Raw genomic sequence first — 18,138 nt, 5'->3', positions numbered from 1 at the left:
TACAGTGTTACTTCGTGATCAAAAGCCGAATTTTGAACTTCCTAGTTCAATAAAGGTTCAAACATTCCGGTTTTAAGCACTGAGAAGGTTGGATGAAGCTAGGGGTAGAGGAGCGGAGCGTACGCAGTTTGTACGAGAGCACCGGAGACCCCGGCTGAATTCAAGATTCGAAGTCGAACAGCCTTACAGTGTTACTTCGTGATCAAAAGCCGAATTTTGAACTTCCTAGTTCAATAAAGGTTCAAACATTCCGGTTTTCAGCATCGAGAAGGTTGGATGAAGCTAGGGGTAGAGGAGCGGAGCGTACGCAGTTTGTACGAGAGCACCGGAGACCCCGGCTGAATTCAAGATTCGAAGTCGAACAGCCTTACAGTGTTACTTCGTGATCAAAAGCGGAATTTTGAACTTCCTAGTTCAATAAAGGTTCAAACATTCCGGTTTTCAGCATCGAGAAGGTTGGATGAAGCTAGGGGTAGAGGAGCGGAGCGTACGCAGTTTGTACGAGAGCACCGGAGACCCCGGCTGAATTCAAGATTCGAAGTCGAACAAACTTACAGTGTTACTTCGTGATCAAAGGCGGAATTTTGAACTTCCACTTAGGCTATAATAACAAATAACCCAAAGAACGAGCTTGGGGTGCGAAAAGCAGTACCCAGGCTCGTTTCTTTACGTGTAACGGAGGTGCCCGGAATGATTCGGCGTAAAGGAAAGCCAAATGTCAGCCCGGAGAAAACAGAAGTAGAAGATCAGGATCCGTTTAATAAGCCGCCGGGGACACCCGAGGAGCAGATGAGCGAGATGTATCGTTTGACCTTGCAATGGACGCAGCAGCTGGAGAAATCGCGGATTGCTCAATATACCGAGCTGCTGAATCGACCCTGGCGTCTAATTTGGCTGAATATATTGTCAGGAACGGCACGTGGGGTAGGAATCGCCATCGGGTTTACTTTTTTTGCGGCGACGATTATTTATGTCTTACAGGTGCTAGGAGCTTTGAATTTACCGATTATTGGAGATTATATTGCCGATATTGTCCGGATTGTTCAACGTCAGCTTGAGCTTAATACGTATTAGGGCCGCCTTCCAATTCGTCATCATCCACATAGTCGCCGGTATCCATCGATTGTTTCCAGCGCTTGCTGCGGAAAAAGCAAACATTCTCACCATAAATATCGGTGGCGACGAAGCTTTCCAGCGGTTCGACGAAGCCATCCAGCTCTGACGAAGCTTCAATCTCCATATCGTTATAATCCGATATATCCCGATCTTCCGCCATCGCTGGTGTATTGGAGCTTCCAAAGCTCTCAACAATCTGCCAAGCATCTTCACCGTCAAATCCGTTATATTCGTGTTCATCCAGACTGCTTCTGCCGAACGGAGGATACAGAAATTGCTCTTCAATAGGACGCGCTACTGAATGAACGGTTTGCGGGCTGTGCTCCTTACAATAAGCAGTCTCAGGAATAGCACTCAGGCGGTCGAAGCTGATCGGCTTGCCACAGGTGGAGCAGATTCCATAGGTTCCATCGTTCATTTTTTGCAAAGCGGACTCAATACGGGTTAATTGCAGCTCATTATGCTCGATAAGAGCTAGATCCTTACCGCGTTCGTATACCTCCGTACCGAGATCAGCCGGGTGATTGTCCACCGTCGAGAGTTCATTCGTGGTATCACGGAGAGAATCCTCAAGCCCATAGTGGTTATTATCGCTCAACCGATGCTGGATTTCATTTCGAGATTCATTCAATTTGCTTTTAAGCTCAGTGAGCTGCTGCTCGGATAAATGAGACATATCGGTAACTCCTTTCTAGAGGCGAGGTCATTAGAGAATTCGTCTTAGCGATATTTTGCGCAAAACCGCTGCGTTTTACCTGAGGAAAATCCTTTCGCGCATGGACGGTTTTCCTCTTGCTATGCTACAATAGACAGGTCTTGCATGTGGTGAATCCTGCCGATAAATTCAGCAGGGAAAAGAAAAAATGAGGTGAATTCCCGCGTGATTTATTTTTTGATCGCATTGGTTGCGTTTCTAATTGATCAAGGAACGAAGTATTTAATCGCCACTCAATTAATGATCGGTGAGCAGATTCCGGTAATTGGCAACTTCTTCCTCATTACGTCGAGCCGTAATCGTGGCGCAGCATTTGGCATTCTGCAGGAGCAGCGCTGGTTCTTTATCGTGATTACAGTCGTTGTGGTTGTGGGTATCATCTGGTATTTGCAAAAAATAAGGCGTACAGGCAAGAAAATGTTGTCTATTGCACTCTCGCTGGTACTTGGCGGCGCAGTCGGCAATTTCCTGGACCGTGCGGTTAGTGGCGAGGTTGTCGATTTTTTGCAGTTAAATTTTGGTTCGTATACTTTTCCGATCTTTAATTTTGCGGATTCATGCATTGTGATCGGTGTTATTCTTATTGTGCTGGATTCCCTGCTGGATATTCGCAGAGAGAAGCAGGCATCCAGTACAGGTCAGGAGCAAGAGGAACAGCTATGAATTTGGAAGATCAAGAATGGATCGATTCTGAACTGCAGTCGTATGAATGGGAAGCGGCTGAGAAGAACAGAATCGATAAGTTTGTCAAAGAGCAGCTTGGAGAAGCGTATTCACGCAGTGCGATCCAGTTATGGATTGAGGATGGACATATCCTTGTGAATGGCGAATCTGTAAAAGCGAATCATAAAGTAAATACGGGAGATCGCGTAACGCTGACTATACCGGAGGCGGAATCCACGGAGATCATTCCTGAGGATATACCGCTCGATGTGTACTATGAAGACGCGGATGTCATCGTCGTAAATAAGCCGCGGGGGATGGTTGTGCACCCGGCTCCAGGTCATTCTTCCGGGACGCTGGTGAATGCCTTGATGTCCCATTGCAAGGACTTATCAGGTATCAATGGCGAGATTCGACCAGGTATTGTTCATCGGATTGATAAGGATACTTCCGGTCTGTTAATGGCAGCCAAAAATGACAAGGCACACGCCTCATTGGCCGCCCAATTGAAAGAGCATTCCGTTACGCGCAAATATTATGCTTTGGTCCATGGCAACCTGAGTCATGATCAAGGTACCATTGATGCACCGATTGGACGCGATCCTCAGGATCGTAAAATGTATACGGTGATTGAGAAGAACAGCAAGCAGGCAATAACGCATTTTCATGTGGTGGAACGATTTGGCGACTACACGCTGGTTGAGCTTAAGCTGGAAACTGGAAGGACGCACCAAATTCGGGTTCATATGAAATTCATCGGTCATCCATTGGTGGGAGATCCTATGTACGGACGCAGTAAAGGAATCAAGATGGATGGACAGGCTCTCCACGCCGCCGTTCTCGGTTTTATTCATCCTTCCAGCGGACAATATATCGAGTTCACAGCTCCGATTCCGGATGATATGGAAATGTTATTGCAATCGCTTCGCAGCCGCTAGAGCGGCAGTAATATAAATAAAGCAGTCCCTCTGCATACCGGATTTTTCAAATCCTTTGCCGGAGAGGCTGCTTTTTGTATTTTCGCCATTTTGGGATCTGAAGGCCTGAGTGCTCCCCCAGATAAATTCTAATATTTAGTTATCGCCCCAAGTAGTAAGATAAAATCACCAGAACATAAATATGCAGCGGATAGTAAAGATAGAAAAAGTACTTCATGCTTCTGCCTTTCTCACGGTTGTACAGCAGCAGGAATGGCAAAGCCAATATCATTAGCCATTGAACATCGCTTGCGAGTATTGCCGAGACAGATGAATAATCGACACTTAAGAAGAAATAGACTGCTGAAGCTATCAGATAAAAGACGCCCAGTTTTGTTCTGCTTTGTCCAAACAGATAAAATCCGAGTCCTAATAAGACAACAAAATAACCGCCTTCTGTAAATATGATGTTTGGGAATACGGTCATTATAAATCTAAGAAGATACATCATAAATTGAGATTCAAAGCCCGTTTTTGTGATTGCCATAATCAAAGCATAGCTAATAAACGGCAACAGGGTCAGCAATGAAAATCCTAGAACCCTGTAATATTGCTTTGCTTTTAAGCTGATTACAATCTTTTCAAATCCATAGATAAGCAGACAAATAATAAGTAAGGTGGAGAAAATATTGTTACTGATGATACCGCCATTTTTTAAAGGGAAGTGGTCACTTATAATAGAATTCCCGATATTCATAATTAACGATCCAATCCATAATCTGAGCATGTATTTTTCGCGATTGCGGGTATGCCTCATGCCTTCTGTAACCATAAATACAAAGATCGGGGCGGCCATTCTCCCTATTATGTTGAAAGCGAGCGGAATTTCATATACCCCTTGAAACGCAAAATGAATGTGATCAATTGTCATAAAAATTAGCGCCAGTAGCTTAATCTGAAATCCGTTTAAACCTTTTTGCAGCATTTAGTATTCCTCCGAACGCAAGTATTAAATTTATTGTTGCAAGTTTCAGCTCTTCAGCAATCTTACTGGCTGCAGGTTAAATTAGAGGCAGGCGATGTTTAATTTTAGTTAAAATTATGCTTAAGCTAAAAAGTACAAACGATCCGGTGATTAATCCATTCTCTTGAGGTGCGTTTTACAGCATATTTAATATGGCTAACGCAATGCATTCCGGTATATGATGCAGCGGTTAATTAAGATGAACTGGAACGGATGTTCATAAGGAGATGGAGAAACAAAATGACTATAGAGATGTATCAAGAGACGTATATTCAACAGCAGTTTGCAGAGCGGATCGGTGGGGCGAATTACGGTAAAGATACAGCTATTTATAAATTTGAAAAAATAAAGCGGGCAAAGGCCGCAGCGAAGAAAGAACGGCCGGAGCTGGCGTTAATCGATATGGGCGTAGGCGAGCCGGACGATATGGCGAATAGCGCTATTGTAGCCAGGCTGGCGGAAGAAGCAGGCAAGCCGGAGAATCGGGGATATGCTGACAACGGTATCGCAGATTTTAAGATCGCTGCTGCCCGTTATTTGCAGGAAGTATTTCAGGTGGAAGGAATCGACCCAACAACGGAGATTGTCCATTCCATCGGCTCGAAGCCGGCATTGGCCATGCTGCCGACCTGCTTCATTAATCCTGGTGATATTACGATTATGACAGTGCCGGGTTATCCGGTTCTTGGAACTCATACGCATTATCTGGGTGGAATTGTATACACCGTGCCGTTAACAGAGGAAAATCATTTTCTGCCCGATCTGAATTCCATCCCGGAAGATGTCGCCGTAAAGGCCAAGCTGCTCTACTTGAATTATCCCAATAATCCAACCGGAGCTTGCGCTACTGTGGAATTCTTCACAGAGGTCGTCGCCTGGGCTCGAAAATATAATGTAGTTGTCATTCACGATGCGCCTTATGCAGCATTAACTTATGATGGTGTTCGGCCGCTCAGTTTCTTGTCTGTGCCTGGAGCAAAGGATGTAGGCCTTGAATTGCATTCACTCTCAAAATCGTACAATATGACCGGTTGGCGAATCGGTTTTGTGGCGGGTAATCCATTAATCGTCAAAGCATTCAGCGATGTGAAGGATAACAACGATTCAGGGCAATTTATCGCTATTCAGAAAGCTGCCGCCTACGGTCTGGCCCACCCGGAAATTACGGAAGCCATCGCTGCCAAATATTCAAGACGCCACAATCTTTTGGTGGCTGCGCTTAATGAGCTCGGATTCAGAGCCGTGAAGCCAAAGGGTTCTTTCTTCCTTTATGTTGCGATTCCGAAGGGGGTTGCGGGCGGTCCAAAATTTGAATCAGCGGAGGATTTCTCGCAGTATTTGATCCGGGAGAAGCTAATCTCCACAGTTCCGTGGGATGATGCCGGACATTTTGTCCGTTTCTCGGTCACTTTTGAAGCTCACGGAGTTGGGGAGGAGCAGTCTGTCATTGCGGAAATCAAGCGGAGATTGAGTGAAGTGAAGTTTCAATTTTGAGAACCGGTTAAGAGCTAGCAAATACAAGAAGCGTCATTCCTTCATTTTAGGGAGTGGCGCTTTATTTATTGCCATAGAGAGGAAAAATTGTATTGAATAATTATTAACTATAATGTATATTTATAACCAATGAGTTACATCTCACTCCAGCAGGCATAGGGCTGAAAATTTCAGCAGCCAAAAAGCTTGCTTTTCCAGGCGGACTATCTTGACACAGAAGTCGCAATCTGTCATAATTCTCATGAACGAAATAGCACCTTTAATTCAGTCCCGTGAGACTGGCAAGGTAACGTGGAGGGAATACCTGGGCACACTAGTATCTAGTGATTATGTCCGGGATCCTTATGACAGTCATGGTTATTTACTGTGGCCAAGAGACTCCTTGCCTGATCCAGGCAAGGAGTTTTTTTATGCGCCTTTCACGGAACCGGATTAATTTAATCCCGAGGAGGCATTTGAGATGGAAGTAGAAAGCCATGTCATTATGGATGAAACTGCGATTAGACGGGCGCTGACAAGAATCGCCCATGAGATTATCGAACGCAATAAAGGAATTGAGAACTGTGTGTTAGCCGGAATCAAGACCCGCGGGGTATTCCTGGCCAAGCGCTTGGCTGAGCGGCTGGAGAATATCGAGGGTGTCTCCATTCCTTGGGTTGAACTGGATGTCACCTCTTACCGGGATGATCGTTCCAGCGAAGAAAGAGGCACGGAGAAAGCTAATTTCCCGGTTTCCATTCACGACAAGGTTGTCATCCTGATTGATGATGTTCTGTACACGGGGCGTACGATACGGGCGGCGATGGACGCAATCATGGATTGCGGCCGACCGGAAGCCATTCAGCTGGCAGTTCTGGCTGACCGTGGGCATCGCGAACTCCCCATTCGTCCGGACTATATCGGTAAGAACGTACCGACCTCGAGAGCCGAAGAGATTGAGGTGCTCTTGGAGGAGAATGACGGAAGCGACGAAGTCAGAATTTTGCAGCAACGGGGAGGACACTAAAATGATAACGACCGTATCGGCTTTAAAGGAACGCAGCTTACTCGGATTAAAAGATTTAAGCACAGCTGAGATTAATTCGATCCTGGAACGGGCGGCGTTCTGGGACAGTCAGACAGATAAAGTAGTTCCGGTACTAAAGGATAAATTCGTGGCTAACATGTTTTTTGAAAGCAGCACACGGACTCGCTTCTCTTTTGAAATGGCACAGAAAAGGCTGGGCGCAGAGGTTTTGAACTTCTCAGCGAGCGCATCCAGCGTAGAGAAGGGAGAATCCATCTACGATACGGTCCGTACGATAGAATCCATGGGAGTCGATGCAGAGGTGATCCGGCTCGCGCCTTCCGGCGTGCTGGAGGAACTGGCAGAACGGCTTTCCATTCCGCTGATTAATGCAGGTGACGGAAGAAATGAGCATCCTACGCAAGCGCTGCTTGACCTTTATACCATGAAGCAGCACTTTGGAGACTTAAGAGGCCTTAAGGTGTCGATTATCGGCGATATTGAGCATAGCCGGGTTGCACGCTCCAATCTATGGGCATTGCAGAAATTTGGAGCAGATGTGAAGTTCTGCGCACCCGAAAATATGCGCGCGCCGGAGCTGGCGGAATATGCTCCTTATGTTCCGATGGACGAGGCGGTTTGCGCCGATGTCGTCATGATGCTGCGTGTACAGCTGGAGCGGCATACGGAAGGATTGTTCAAATCCAAAGATGATTATCGCATGCAGTACGGTCTAACCGAAGAGAGAGCAGGCAAGCTTGCTCCCCACACGATCATCATGCACCCTGCACCGATGAACCGCAACGTGGAGATTGACGATGCGGTGGTAGAGCATGCGCAGTCGAGAATTTTTAAGCAAATGGCAAATGGTGTCCCCATTCGGATGGCGGTCATGGAACGGGCAATGCACTAGGTCGCAGCTGGCGACCAAGCAGCCATCATTTTTGATAAGCGATACTATAGAAATAATTAACGACTATAAGGACGGTGTATCTTCCATGCAACTCATTATTCGTAATGCAAATGTATTGAACGAGAACGGACAGCTGGAACTGAAGACAATCTATGTGCAGAACGGTGTAATAGATAAAGTGGAGGACAGCGCAGGAACGGATGTGAATATCGAAGCGGATAGCAAAGTTATGGATGCTAATGGCAAGCTGGTGACACCGGGGCTCATCGATATGCACGTTCACCTTCGCGAGCCGGGCTTTGAACATAAAGAGACGATCGAGACAGGTTCCCGCTCTGCAGCAAAGGGCGGTTTCACGACGATCGCTTGTATGCCCAATACGAGGCCGATAACTGACAATGCGGACATGGTGAAGCTTGTTCAAGAGAAAGCCAAGCAAGCAGGGCTGGTGAATGTGCTGCCTTACGCAGCGATTACCAAAGGGGAGTTAGGCCGGGAATTAACCGACTTTGCAGCGTTGAAGGAAGCCGGAGCGATCGGATTTACGGATGACGGAGTAGGTGTACAAAACGCTCAAATGATGAAGGATGCGATGAGAAAGGCCACTTCTATGGGAATGCCGGTCATCGCGCATTGTGAGGATGACTCTTTGGTGGAAGGGGCGCCGGTTGCTGAAGGTGAATTTGCCAGAAAGCATGGATTCAAAGGAATCCCGAATGAGTCAGAAGCGATTCATGTTGGCCGCGATATTCTGCTCGCCGAAGCAACAGGAGCACACTACCATGTATGCCATGTCAGCACCGAACAGTCGATCCGCCTGATTCGCCAAGCGAAGGAGATCGGCATCAATGTGACTACGGAGATCTGTCCCCATCATCTGGTCCTGTCTGAGGAAGACATTCCCGGACCAGATGCTAACTGGAAGATGAATCCGCCGCTAAGATCCAAGCGAGATGTTGAAGCATGTATTGCAGCGCTTGAAGATGGCACGATTGACATCATTGTTACGGATCATGCTCCGCATAGCGAAGAGGAGAAGGCTAAGGGCATGCTCCAGGCACCTTTTGGTATCGTCGGATTCGAGACAGCCTTCCCGCTGCTCTATACGAAGTTCGTGGCAACAGGCCGCTGGAGCCTGGAGATGCTTGTCAAACGGATGACAGCTGATCCGGCCCGGGTATTCGGACTATCTGCCGGTAAGCTTGCGCCTGGAGCTCCTGCCGATCTAACCGTTATTGATCTTGAGCAAGAACGCAGCGTTGATCCGAAGACGTTCGCCACGAAGGGTCGCAACACACCGTTTACGGGCTGGAAGCTGAAGGGCTGGCCGACAGATACGATTGTTGGCGGGAAGCTGGTGTGGAGTAACACGTTGTAGAATTATCGGGCAAGTCGCCCTTGAAATGAAGGATGATCCAGAGAATATAGAAGTGTATAAAAAGGAGTGCAAAGAGGATGCAGGCTAGATTGTTATTAGAGGACGGCACGCTGTTTACAGGTAAATCGTTCGGAGCGGAAGTGGAAAAAACGGGCGAGGTCGTTTTTAATACAGGGATTACGGGATATCAAGAGGTGCTGTCTGATCCTTCTTATTGCGGTCAGATCGTCACCATGACGCATCCGCTGATCGGCAACTACGGAATTTCGCGCGATGATTTCGAGTCAATTGCACCTTCGATTCACGGCTTTATCGTACGTCGGTATGAGCCAAGACCAAGCAATTGGAGAGCGGAATGCAGTCTGGGCGATTTACTTAAGGAGTATGGCATTCCTGGCATTACAGATATTGATACACGGATGTTGACTCGGATTATTCGTCATCATGGCACAATGAAGGGAATCCTTACGACTTCCTCGAAGTCGGTCGAAGAACTGCAGGAGCTGGTAGCAGCAGCTAGCATCGATGAACTGCGCAATCAAGTAGCGCGAACCTCTACACAGCATATCTACAGTAGCCCGGGTACCAAGGAACGGATCGTACTCGTGGACTTTGGCGCGAAGAGCGGTATCCTGCGCGAGCTGAACCAACGGGATTGCGATGTGGTCATTGTGCCGCATAACACGACGGCTGAAGAGATTCGCCGCCTTAACCCGGACGGGATTCAATTATCCAACGGCCCTGGTGATCCCAAAGATGTACCTTACGCTGCTGAAATGATCTCTGAGCTTCTCGGCAAATATCCGATCTTCGGAATTTGTCTGGGACACCAGCTGTTGTCGCTGGCTTGTGGCGCCGATACTGAAAAGCTGAAATTCGGCCACCGCGGTGGCAACCATCCGGTTAAGGAATTGGCAACAGGCCGCTGCTATATAACTTCGCAGAATCACGGCTATACGGTTAACGAGGCATCTATTGCGGGCACAGAACTGGAAGTGACCCATATCAACAATAATGATAAGACGGTCGAAGGCGTTAGACATAAGAAGTACCCTGCCTTCTCGGTACAATACCATCCAGAGGCCTCTCCGGGCCCGTATGACAACAGCTATCTGTTTGACCGCTTCATTGATATGATCCGTGAGCATAAAAGACAACATCCGAGAAAATCGCGTCAAATTGAGTTGATGGCTAGGGCGAAAGGGGAATAATAACTATGCCGATAAATAAAGAAATGAAGAAAATTCTTGTGATCGGGTCCGGTCCGATCGTCATTGGTCAGGCTGCCGAGTTCGATTATGCCGGAACCCAGGCTTGCCGAGCGTTGAGAGAAGAAGGCGTAGAAGTTGTTCTGATTAATAGCAACCCGGCCACGATCATGACGGATACGAATATGGCTGATAAAGTATATATTGAGCCGATTACGCTCGATTTTGTAACGCAGATCATTCGCCAGGAACGTCCGGACGGACTATTGCCGACCCTTGGCGGACAAACGGGCCTGAATATGGCGGTGGAGCTTGCTCGCGCCGGTGTGCTGGAACGTGAAAATGTGAAGCTGCTGGGAACACAGCTGACTTCGATTGAGAAGGCGGAAGACCGCGATTTGTTCCGCGAATTGATGCGAGAGCTGGAGCAGCCTGTACCGGAGAGCACCATCATTACAACGTTGGAAGAAGCGCTTCGCTTCGCGGAAGAAATCGGTTATCCGCTGATTGTCCGTCCGGCTTATACGCTTGGCGGTACTGGCGGCGGAATTTGTATGAATGAAGAAGAATTAAGAGAGATCGTCGCTTCCGGTATTCGGTACAGCCCAATCGGTCAATGTCTTATTGAGAAGTCGATCGCCGGCATGAAGGAAATCGAATATGAAGTAATGCGCGATGCGAACGACAACTGTATCGTAGTCTGCAATATGGAGAACTTCGACCCGGTTGGGGTTCACACCGGCGATAGCATCGTTGTAGCGCCAAGCCAGACGCTGTCCGATCGGGAGTATCAAATGCTCCGCTCGGCCTCGCTGAAGATTATCCGCGCGCTGGAGATTGAAGGCGGCTGTAACGTACAGTTTGCCCTTGATCCGCAGAGCTATCAATACTACGTCATCGAAGTAAATCCGCGGGTCAGCCGTTCATCGGCGCTGGCCTCGAAAGCGACCGGTTATCCGATTGCCAAGATGGCGGCCAAGATCGCTCTCGGTTATACGCTTGATGAAATCATAAACCCGGTCACAGGTCAGACTTATGCCTGCTTCGAGCCAACGCTGGACTATATCGTTAGCAAAATTCCGCGCTGGCCGTTCGATAAATTTGTGCACGCCAACCGCAAGCTTGGCACGCAGATGAAAGCAACCGGAGAAGTAATGGCCATCGGCCGGACGTTCGAGGAATCGATCCATAAAGCGGTTCGCTCTCTAGAGATTGGAACCAACCGTTTATATATAAAAGGAACCGAAGAGCTGGATACTGATACCTTGAACAAGCGCCTGACCAAAGCGGACGACGAGCGGGTGTTCCTTGTCGCTGAAGCCTTCCGCCGCGGCTATAAGCTGCAGGAGATTCAAGACCTGACAAGCATCGACTGGTGGTTCCTGGATAAGATCGAGCGATTGGTGCAGTTTGAGAGCCGGATCTCCGGTGAGATTGAATTAAGCAATGCTACCTTGTATGAAGCGAAAAGACTGGGCTTCACGGACCGCGCTATCGCGGAGCTGCGCTCAGCCGGACATCCTGGCGGCTCGCTTGTGACGGAAGCCAGCATAACGGCCTTCCGCAAAGAGCAGGGCATCCGACCGGTCTATAAAATGGTTGACACCTGTGCGGCGGAGTTTGAGGCCTCGACGCCATATTACTACTCAACCTATGAGACGGAGAACGAAGTTCTCCATACCGATAAAGAGAAGATCATCGTTCTTGGTTCAGGTCCGATTCGTATCGGTCAAGGGATCGAGTTCGACTATTCTACGGTTCACGCCGTATGGGCTATTCAGAATGCCGGCTACGAGGCCGTCATTATCAACAACAACCCGGAGACAGTATCGACAGATTTCAATACATCCGACCGCTTGTACTTCGAGCCGCTCTTCTTCGAGGATGTAATGCATGTCATCGAGCAAGAGAAGCCGCTGGGAGTTATCGTCCAATTCGGCGGACAGACGGCGATCAATTTGGCAGCTCCATTAGAAGCGGCCGGGGTACGGATTATCGGTACTTCCTTGGAGAGCATCGATGAGGCGGAGGACCGCAAGCGGTTCGAAGCACTCTTATCCAAACTGAACATCGCTCAGCCTAAGGGCAGCACAGTAACCTCCGTAGATGAAGCGGTTGGGACTGCTCGCGGGCTTGGTTATCCGGTTCTGGTGCGTCCATCCTACGTGTTGGGCGGACGGGCGATGGAGATCGTATACTCCGACGAGGACCTGCTTCGCTATATGGAGGAAGCGGTGAAGATTAATCCCCAGCATCCGGTGCTGATTGACCGCTACATGCTTGGCAAAGAGGTCGAGGTTGATGCGATCTGCGATGGCGAGACCGTATTGATCCCAGGTATCATGGAGCATATCGAACGGGCCGGTGTTCACTCCGGGGACTCGATTGCGGTATATCCGCCGCAGCATCTATCTGCGGAGCTCAAGGAGAAGATCATCGACATCACGATCAGGATCGCCAAAGAGCTGAAGACAGTTGGTCTGGTCAATATCCAGTTCGTGATCTATCAGAACGAAGTTTATGTGATCGAGGTTAACCCTCGCTCGTCCCGTACAGTACCGTTCCTGAGCAAAGTAACGAATATACCGATGGCGAACGTAGCGACGAAATGCATCCTTGGCCAGAAGCTGAAGGACCTCGGTTATGCAGAAGGCATGTGGCCGGAGAGCGAGCAGGTATCTGTGAAGGTGCCGGTGTTCTCCTTCGCGAAGCTGCGCCGTGTAGAGCCGACTCTTGGGCCGGAAATGAAATCGACCGGTGAAGTGATGGGCCGCGATCCGCGTTATGCCAAAGCGCTGTACAAAGGCTTGGTAGGGGCGGGAATGAAGATACCGGTTAGCGGAGCGATCATCGCTACGGTATCTGATAAAGACAAGGAAGAGGCAGTGGAACTTCTGCGCGGCTTCTATAATCTGGGCTATAAGATTATCGCAACCTCGGGCACCGCTGCGGCGCTTGAAGAGGCGAATATCCGAGTGACCACAGTGAACAAGCTGAAGGACGGAGAGCCGAACATTCTCGATCTGATCCGCAACGGCCAAGCACATTTCGTCATCAATACGCTGACGAAAGGCAAAGAGCCGGAGCGCGACGGCTTCCGGATTCGCCGCGAAGCGGTGGAAAACGGGGTAGTCTGCATGACTTCGCTGGATACAGTCCGCGCACTGCTGGAAATGCTTGAAACGCTCAACTTCTCTTCACAGGCGATGCCACGGACTTAATAGATTAGCTTATAGACAGATTGATATTTCATGCGGCTCCGGAGGCTTAAGCTTCGGGGCCGTGAGTATGACAGGAGGAAGGCAAGAAGCATGAATATATTCGAACAAGCCGCAGGAAGATTAATGGTTGCTCTGGATTGCCCCACGGTGGAGCAGGCAAGACAACTCATCGACACACTGGAGGGAATCCCTTGCTATATGAAGGTAGGGATGCAGCTCTATTACAGCGAAGGTCCGGACTTTGTCCGTGAATTGAAGGATCGCGGGTATTCCGTCTTCCTGGATTTGAAAATGCATGATATCCCTAACACTGTCAAGAATGGTGCGTTTGGCATCACTTCGCTCGGCGTAGATATGTTCAATGTTCATGCCGCTGGAGGATTGAAGATGATGAAGGCTGCCAAGGAAGGCGTGCAGGAAGCAATGGCCGCTTCTCCGGCATTAAAGCAGCCGATCCTGATCGGAGTAACCCAGCTCACCAGCACGGATCAGACGATGCTGAATCAGGAGCTTGGGATTCCGGGAACGGTTGAGCAATCGGTGGTCTCCTATGCCCTGCTTACGAAGGAAGCGGGATTAGATGGAGTTGTTGCCTCGCCGCTGGAAGTGCAGGCAATTAAGAGTGCTTGTAGCAAGGACTTTAAGACGGTTACGCCAGGAATTCGTCCAGCCGGAAGCGCTGCGGGCGACCAGTCGCGTACATTAACTCCACTTGAGGCTATGCAGCAGGGAACGGACTACATCGTCGTAGGCAGACCGATTATCTCTGCCCCAAGCCCGAGAGAAGCTGCACTACAAATTATTGAGGAGATGAAACAAGCATGGTAAACACAAATTCTATGGCTAATCAGATTGCAGATCGTCTGCTTGATATCGAGGCAGTTGCGCTTCGTCCGCGTGAACCGTTCACTTGGACCTCAGGCATCAAATCTCCTATCTATTGCGATAATCGCTTAACGATGTCTTATCCGGAAATCCGCGATCTGATCGCTGAATCCTTTGCGGCAGTGATTCGTGAGGCTTATCCGGAAGCCGAAGTCATAGCGGGGACGGCAACGGCGGGAATTCCCCATGCTGCATTTGTATCGCAGAAGCTTGGCTTGCCGATGGCTTACATTCGCGACAAGGCCAAGGGCCACGGCAAGGAAAATCAAATTGAAGGCCTGATCAAGTCGGGACAGAAAGTGATCGTGATCGAGGATCTGATCTCTACAGGCGGCAGCTCGATCAAGGCAGCCGAAGCAGTCCGAGCAGTTGGAGCAGAGCCCCTGGTCGTGCTGGCCATCTTCAGCTACCAGCTGGACAAGGCGGTTCATGCCTTCGCAGAAGCGGGAGTACCGCTGCAGACACTGTCCAATTACTCCGCCCTGATCGATGTGGCTGTAGAACGTGGAGTTATCAAGGCAGAGGACCTCGACCTCTTGAAATCGTGGAGACAAGACCCGTCTTCCTTCGGTAAATAATCTGCCAAGAGGAAGTTATAGAGCCATATTCCGATTCCCATCCCCAGTGTTAGCTTGGCTAATACATTAGGATAGGGCGGGATATGGCTCTTTCTACAAATATCATCGAGATCCATAGCTTGAAGAGGGATATCGTCATCCCATCCATATCTGATTTGTCATTAGAGTACCCGCCTAAATTATGGTATCTTTATCAGTGAGAGGGGTGAAGTTAACTTGGCAAAGCAGAGACGAGCGGTGTTTATAGGCTCAATTGTGCTTAATGTGGTATTTGTTATAACGGTAGCTTTTTTATCTTATCGATTAACTGAGCTTAATCAGGAGCCTAAGCTTTTTAGCTTCGATGTGGCGACGGATGATTTATTTATAAAAAATGTGGAGTTGGTCGTATATCCGGATTCGATTTACGTCGGGGATCAGTATCTGGAGCGAAATGGGGACGAGAAAAGCTTTGAAGGAGTCAGCTATGGCTTACATCTTGGCGGTCGGATGATAACGTCGGTCAGTCAGGCGAATGACCCCTTCACCTTACCTGATGCGGCAGGCGGACGGACTCTCATGTCTACCAATAATGTATTCAAGGGGACTAATATCAGCAAGGATGATCCCATAGATGTTATCGTGACATATAAAGTGAATGGCAAGACTAAAAATTACACCGGGCAATTTTTGCTAAGTGAAGTGCAGAAGCCTCATTCCAGGGTTGGATCGGGAACGGTGATCCAATTATCGGACCAAGGAACCGTGGTGGCGTATGCAAACCAATCATCAGTGGCGGCTTCTGTTGCTAATGATGTTAAGGGTGGAGCTGCTGACTCTGGATTGTTAATTACAGATGGCGTGGCGAAGTGGAAGGGGACAGAGAGCCAATGGGCATCGGATTCAGCAAGCGACGAGGCCTTTCAGCAGACGATCCGCGAAGCTGTATTCCCCTTGCTGCTGCCCAAGCTGCCTTTTGAGGCAACTCATCGCGCCGTAAACAAGATTGCCGCCCCCTTCGATTTATATCAGATGGTGTATGCCAATGAACAGCTGGGAATACAGCTGGTGCTAGGGCAGTCCAATTCGAAGGTAACTTCCGAACCGGAAGGGAAGAAGGGGCCTAAGCTTGAGAATGGTGCTCGCGCCTGGATTCAAGGAAATGACGGATTCAGTGCCATTTACTGGCGGCATGACGGGTATACGTATAGCTTGCTATCCTATAAAACGGATGGTAGCAAGCTCGTCCCATTGTATGATACTGATAAGCTGGTGGAAATTGCCAATAGCCTTCAATAAAATAAACAGTGTGATTTAGCGGTTAATTCGCGGATCACACTGTTTTTTATTTGTACCCTATTATGGTGTTTATTGCGCCATATATTTAGCCATATTGCGCAGGCTTGGCCATATCGCCGGAAATTCTCCGCCGATATGCCAGTAGGCAAATCCAGCGATTCCCCGCTCTGAAGCCATTTTATATTTCTGAGAAAGTGAACGGGTCTCCTCTAGCCATAGCTGATGGGCAATCCCATTGGCCTGATAAACCGCCTTATACTGTCCCAAATCCTCTTTCCAATTTAACCCGGCACCGTACTTCTGAATCCGTGTATTCTGCTCCGTTAGTGTTACATCCTCCGATGTAACTCCTCCGTTCTTGCTGTTGACGGTCCAATCCCGGTTGTACAGCGGCACTGCCAGAATGACCTTGGCAGCAGGGACCTTCTTCAATAAGGTATCAAGCCCATGCTCCAGCCAAGGCAGGGAGGACACAGATCCAGGGATAGGCGACCCCGACCAATGCTCGTCATAGCCCATCAGAACGATGTAGTCTGCGCTGCTGCCCAGGCTGGCGTAATCAAAAGCTTCCGTCCAGTCTGTATTCCAATCCGGGGAGACGTTGACAGACAGCTTGGCGCCAATGCTGTGCAATTGCATTGCCAGTTCGGACGTGAAAGCGGTCATTGCTTCCCGGTCCTGCGGAGCTACATTTTCAAAATCAAGATTGATGCCTTCCAAGCCGTAATTCACAACAGCCGCCTTAAGCTGGGCAATGAAATTTGTGGCCTCCTGCTTTGAGCTCAGCATCGCATGCGTGTTCTCTTGCAGAGAGCGATTGCCGACCATCGCCCATATCTGTTTGTTGTTCTGTTTTGCCCAGCTGATCAGAGAGGTATCAACATGACTCGCCATCGAACCGTCCTGGTTAAGGAAGAACCAGCGGGGCGAGAGAACATTAATGTTGGACTTGCTAATCGAGCGCTCATATTCTTCCGTAGTCTGACCGTATTGCCAGCCAAGCTGGATCGAAGCGGGGACTTTCGAATGAATGATTTGCTGCCACTTTTCATTCTGGAGGACTCGGTACAGCAGCATGGCCGCTTCCTGCCGGGTCAGTGCTTGCTTAGGGTGGAATGCCCCATCGCTACCTTCCATTAGGCCAAGCCCTGCTGCAGTGGCCACGTAGGGTTGCGCCCATTCGGCGATAGAGGAACGGTCTTTAAAACCGCTAAGTCCATAGGCTCCCGTTTGTTCCTTCAAGGCGCGTATAAGCAGGGCTGCCGCTTCCTGTCTGGTGATTGATTGTGCCGGAGAGAATGTGCCATTTCCGTTCCCGGTAACGAGGCCAAGCTCGCTAGCAGCCTGGATGGTTTCATAATACCAGGCTTGCTTCTTCACATCTGTATAGGTTGGTACGGCCGGAGTAACCGGCTCCATATGTAGCAGGCGAACAAGTGTGGTGGCGAATTCAGCACGGGTCATCACTTGTCGCGGTGAGAAGTGCCCGGCGCTTGTGCCGTTCATTATGTTTTTCTCGTGTAGATAGAGAATGGCTTCCTTGGCATAGCTCTGGTCAATATCCTGGAACGTCAGCGCGTCGCCCTTGGCAAACGTAAGTGGTTCTACCATGAACAGGCAAATGAGCAGGAGAAGAGTGAGTCTAGTAATTTTCATTTTGTAAATCCTCTTTTCCGGTAGATAATAGAAACCTCTGCTATACTATCAGAAAAGAAGCGGTCTATCAGCATTTAAATTTTGGC

At 49.0% G+C, this 18,138-nt stretch carries 16 protein-coding genes; 13 read left to right on the top strand and 3 right to left on the bottom strand.

Annotated features, from left to right (window positions below; all coding sequences use genetic code 11):
* The first annotated feature begins 690 nt into the window (after positions 1-690).
* Positions 691-1,074 (top strand): DUF5665 domain-containing protein, encoded by a 384-nt coding sequence (locus BN1360_RS22180; protein ID WP_068782030.1) that lies wholly within the window; start codon positions 691-693, stop codon positions 1,072-1,074.
* Here BN1360_RS22180 and BN1360_RS22175 read toward each other — a convergent pair.
* Complete coding sequence (locus tag BN1360_RS22175) at positions 1,061-1,792, bottom strand: TraR/DksA C4-type zinc finger protein (protein WP_068782029.1); 732 nt, start codon at positions 1,790-1,792, stop codon at positions 1,061-1,063. The two genes, BN1360_RS22180 and BN1360_RS22175, sit on opposite strands and share 14 nt — an antisense overlap.
* A 204-nt stretch (positions 1,793-1,996) precedes the next feature.
* Here BN1360_RS22175 and lspA point away from each other — a divergent pair, with 204 nt between their 5' ends.
* Together lspA and BN1360_RS22165 are read left to right on the top strand one after the other, a co-directional pair.
* Complete coding sequence (gene lspA / locus BN1360_RS22170; protein ID WP_068782028.1) at positions 1,997-2,494, top strand: signal peptidase II; 498 nt, start codon at positions 1,997-1,999, stop codon at positions 2,492-2,494.
* On the top strand, positions 2,491-3,432 hold the full coding sequence (locus BN1360_RS22165; protein ID WP_068782027.1) for an RluA family pseudouridine synthase: 942 nt from the start codon (positions 2,491-2,493) through the stop codon (positions 3,430-3,432). The genes lspA and BN1360_RS22165 overlap by 4 nt, the downstream gene beginning before the upstream one ends.
* Positions 3,433-3,571: 139 nt before the next feature.
* Here the strand turns inward: BN1360_RS22165 and BN1360_RS22160 are convergent, their stop codons facing one another.
* A complete protein-coding gene (locus tag BN1360_RS22160; protein ID WP_068782026.1) occupies positions 3,572-4,396 on the bottom strand; it encodes a TraX family protein in 825 nt (274 codons plus the stop codon).
* 279 nt (positions 4,397-4,675) lie between these two features.
* Here BN1360_RS22160 and BN1360_RS22155 point away from each other — a divergent pair, with 279 nt between their 5' ends.
* The 10 genes from BN1360_RS22155 to BN1360_RS22110 all read left to right on the top strand — a co-directional run bounded on the left by BN1360_RS22155 (position 4,676) and on the right by BN1360_RS22110 (position 16,396).
* Positions 4,676-5,929 carry an LL-diaminopimelate aminotransferase gene (locus BN1360_RS22155; RefSeq protein ID WP_068782025.1) on the top strand — a complete coding sequence of 418 codons (1,254 nt, stop codon included), beginning with the start codon at positions 4,676-4,678 and terminating at the stop codon, positions 5,927-5,929.
* A gap of 241 nt (positions 5,930-6,170) precedes the next feature.
* Positions 6,171-6,365: a hypothetical protein gene (locus tag BN1360_RS22150; RefSeq protein ID WP_195714294.1), complete on the top strand. Its 195-nt coding sequence runs from the start codon at positions 6,171-6,173 to the stop codon at positions 6,363-6,365.
* A gap of 24 nt (positions 6,366-6,389) precedes the next feature.
* Positions 6,390-6,935, top strand: coding sequence for a bifunctional pyr operon transcriptional regulator/uracil phosphoribosyltransferase PyrR (pyrR, locus tag BN1360_RS22145; RefSeq protein ID WP_068782024.1), 546 nt, complete (start codon positions 6,390-6,392; stop codon positions 6,933-6,935).
* A 1-nt stretch (position 6,936) separates the two neighbouring features.
* Positions 6,937-7,848, top strand: a complete 912-nt coding sequence (locus BN1360_RS22140; protein WP_068782023.1) for an aspartate carbamoyltransferase catalytic subunit — start codon at positions 6,937-6,939, stop codon at positions 7,846-7,848.
* 85 nt (positions 7,849-7,933) lie between these two features.
* Positions 7,934-9,226, top strand: a complete 1,293-nt coding sequence (locus tag BN1360_RS22135) for a dihydroorotase (protein ID WP_068782022.1) — start codon at positions 7,934-7,936, stop codon at positions 9,224-9,226.
* A 77-nt stretch (positions 9,227-9,303) separates the two neighbouring features.
* Positions 9,304-10,437 carry a glutamine-hydrolyzing carbamoyl-phosphate synthase small subunit gene (gene carA / locus BN1360_RS22130; RefSeq protein WP_068782021.1) on the top strand — a complete coding sequence of 378 codons (1,134 nt, stop codon included), beginning with the start codon at positions 9,304-9,306 and terminating at the stop codon, positions 10,435-10,437.
* A gap of 5 nt (positions 10,438-10,442) precedes the next feature.
* Complete coding sequence (gene carB / locus BN1360_RS22125) at positions 10,443-13,655, top strand: carbamoyl-phosphate synthase large subunit (protein WP_068782020.1); 3,213 nt, start codon at positions 10,443-10,445, stop codon at positions 13,653-13,655.
* Positions 13,656-13,745: 90 nt separating this feature from the next.
* Positions 13,746-14,483 (top strand): orotidine-5'-phosphate decarboxylase, encoded by a 738-nt coding sequence (pyrF, locus tag BN1360_RS22120; RefSeq protein WP_068782019.1) that lies wholly within the window; start codon positions 13,746-13,748, stop codon positions 14,481-14,483.
* Complete coding sequence (gene pyrE / locus BN1360_RS22115) at positions 14,477-15,118, top strand: orotate phosphoribosyltransferase (RefSeq protein ID WP_068782018.1); 642 nt, start codon at positions 14,477-14,479, stop codon at positions 15,116-15,118. The genes pyrF and pyrE overlap by 7 nt, the downstream gene beginning before the upstream one ends.
* 216 nt (positions 15,119-15,334) lie before the next feature.
* A complete protein-coding gene (locus tag BN1360_RS22110; protein ID WP_068782017.1) occupies positions 15,335-16,396 on the top strand; it encodes a hypothetical protein in 1,062 nt (353 codons plus the stop codon).
* A gap of 69 nt (positions 16,397-16,465) precedes the next feature.
* Here BN1360_RS22110 and BN1360_RS22105 read toward each other — a convergent pair whose 3' ends face one another.
* Positions 16,466-18,052: an S-layer homology domain-containing protein gene (locus BN1360_RS22105; RefSeq protein WP_068782016.1), complete on the bottom strand. Its 1,587-nt coding sequence runs from the start codon at positions 18,050-18,052 to the stop codon at positions 16,466-16,468.
* Positions 18,053-18,138 lie beyond the last annotated feature (86 nt).

The organism is Paenibacillus sp. GM2 (genome assembly GCF_900069005.2).
GTDB lineage: Bacteria > Bacillota > Bacilli > Paenibacillales > Paenibacillaceae > Fontibacillus.
This window is presented reverse-complemented; position numbering and strand designations above follow the sequence as displayed.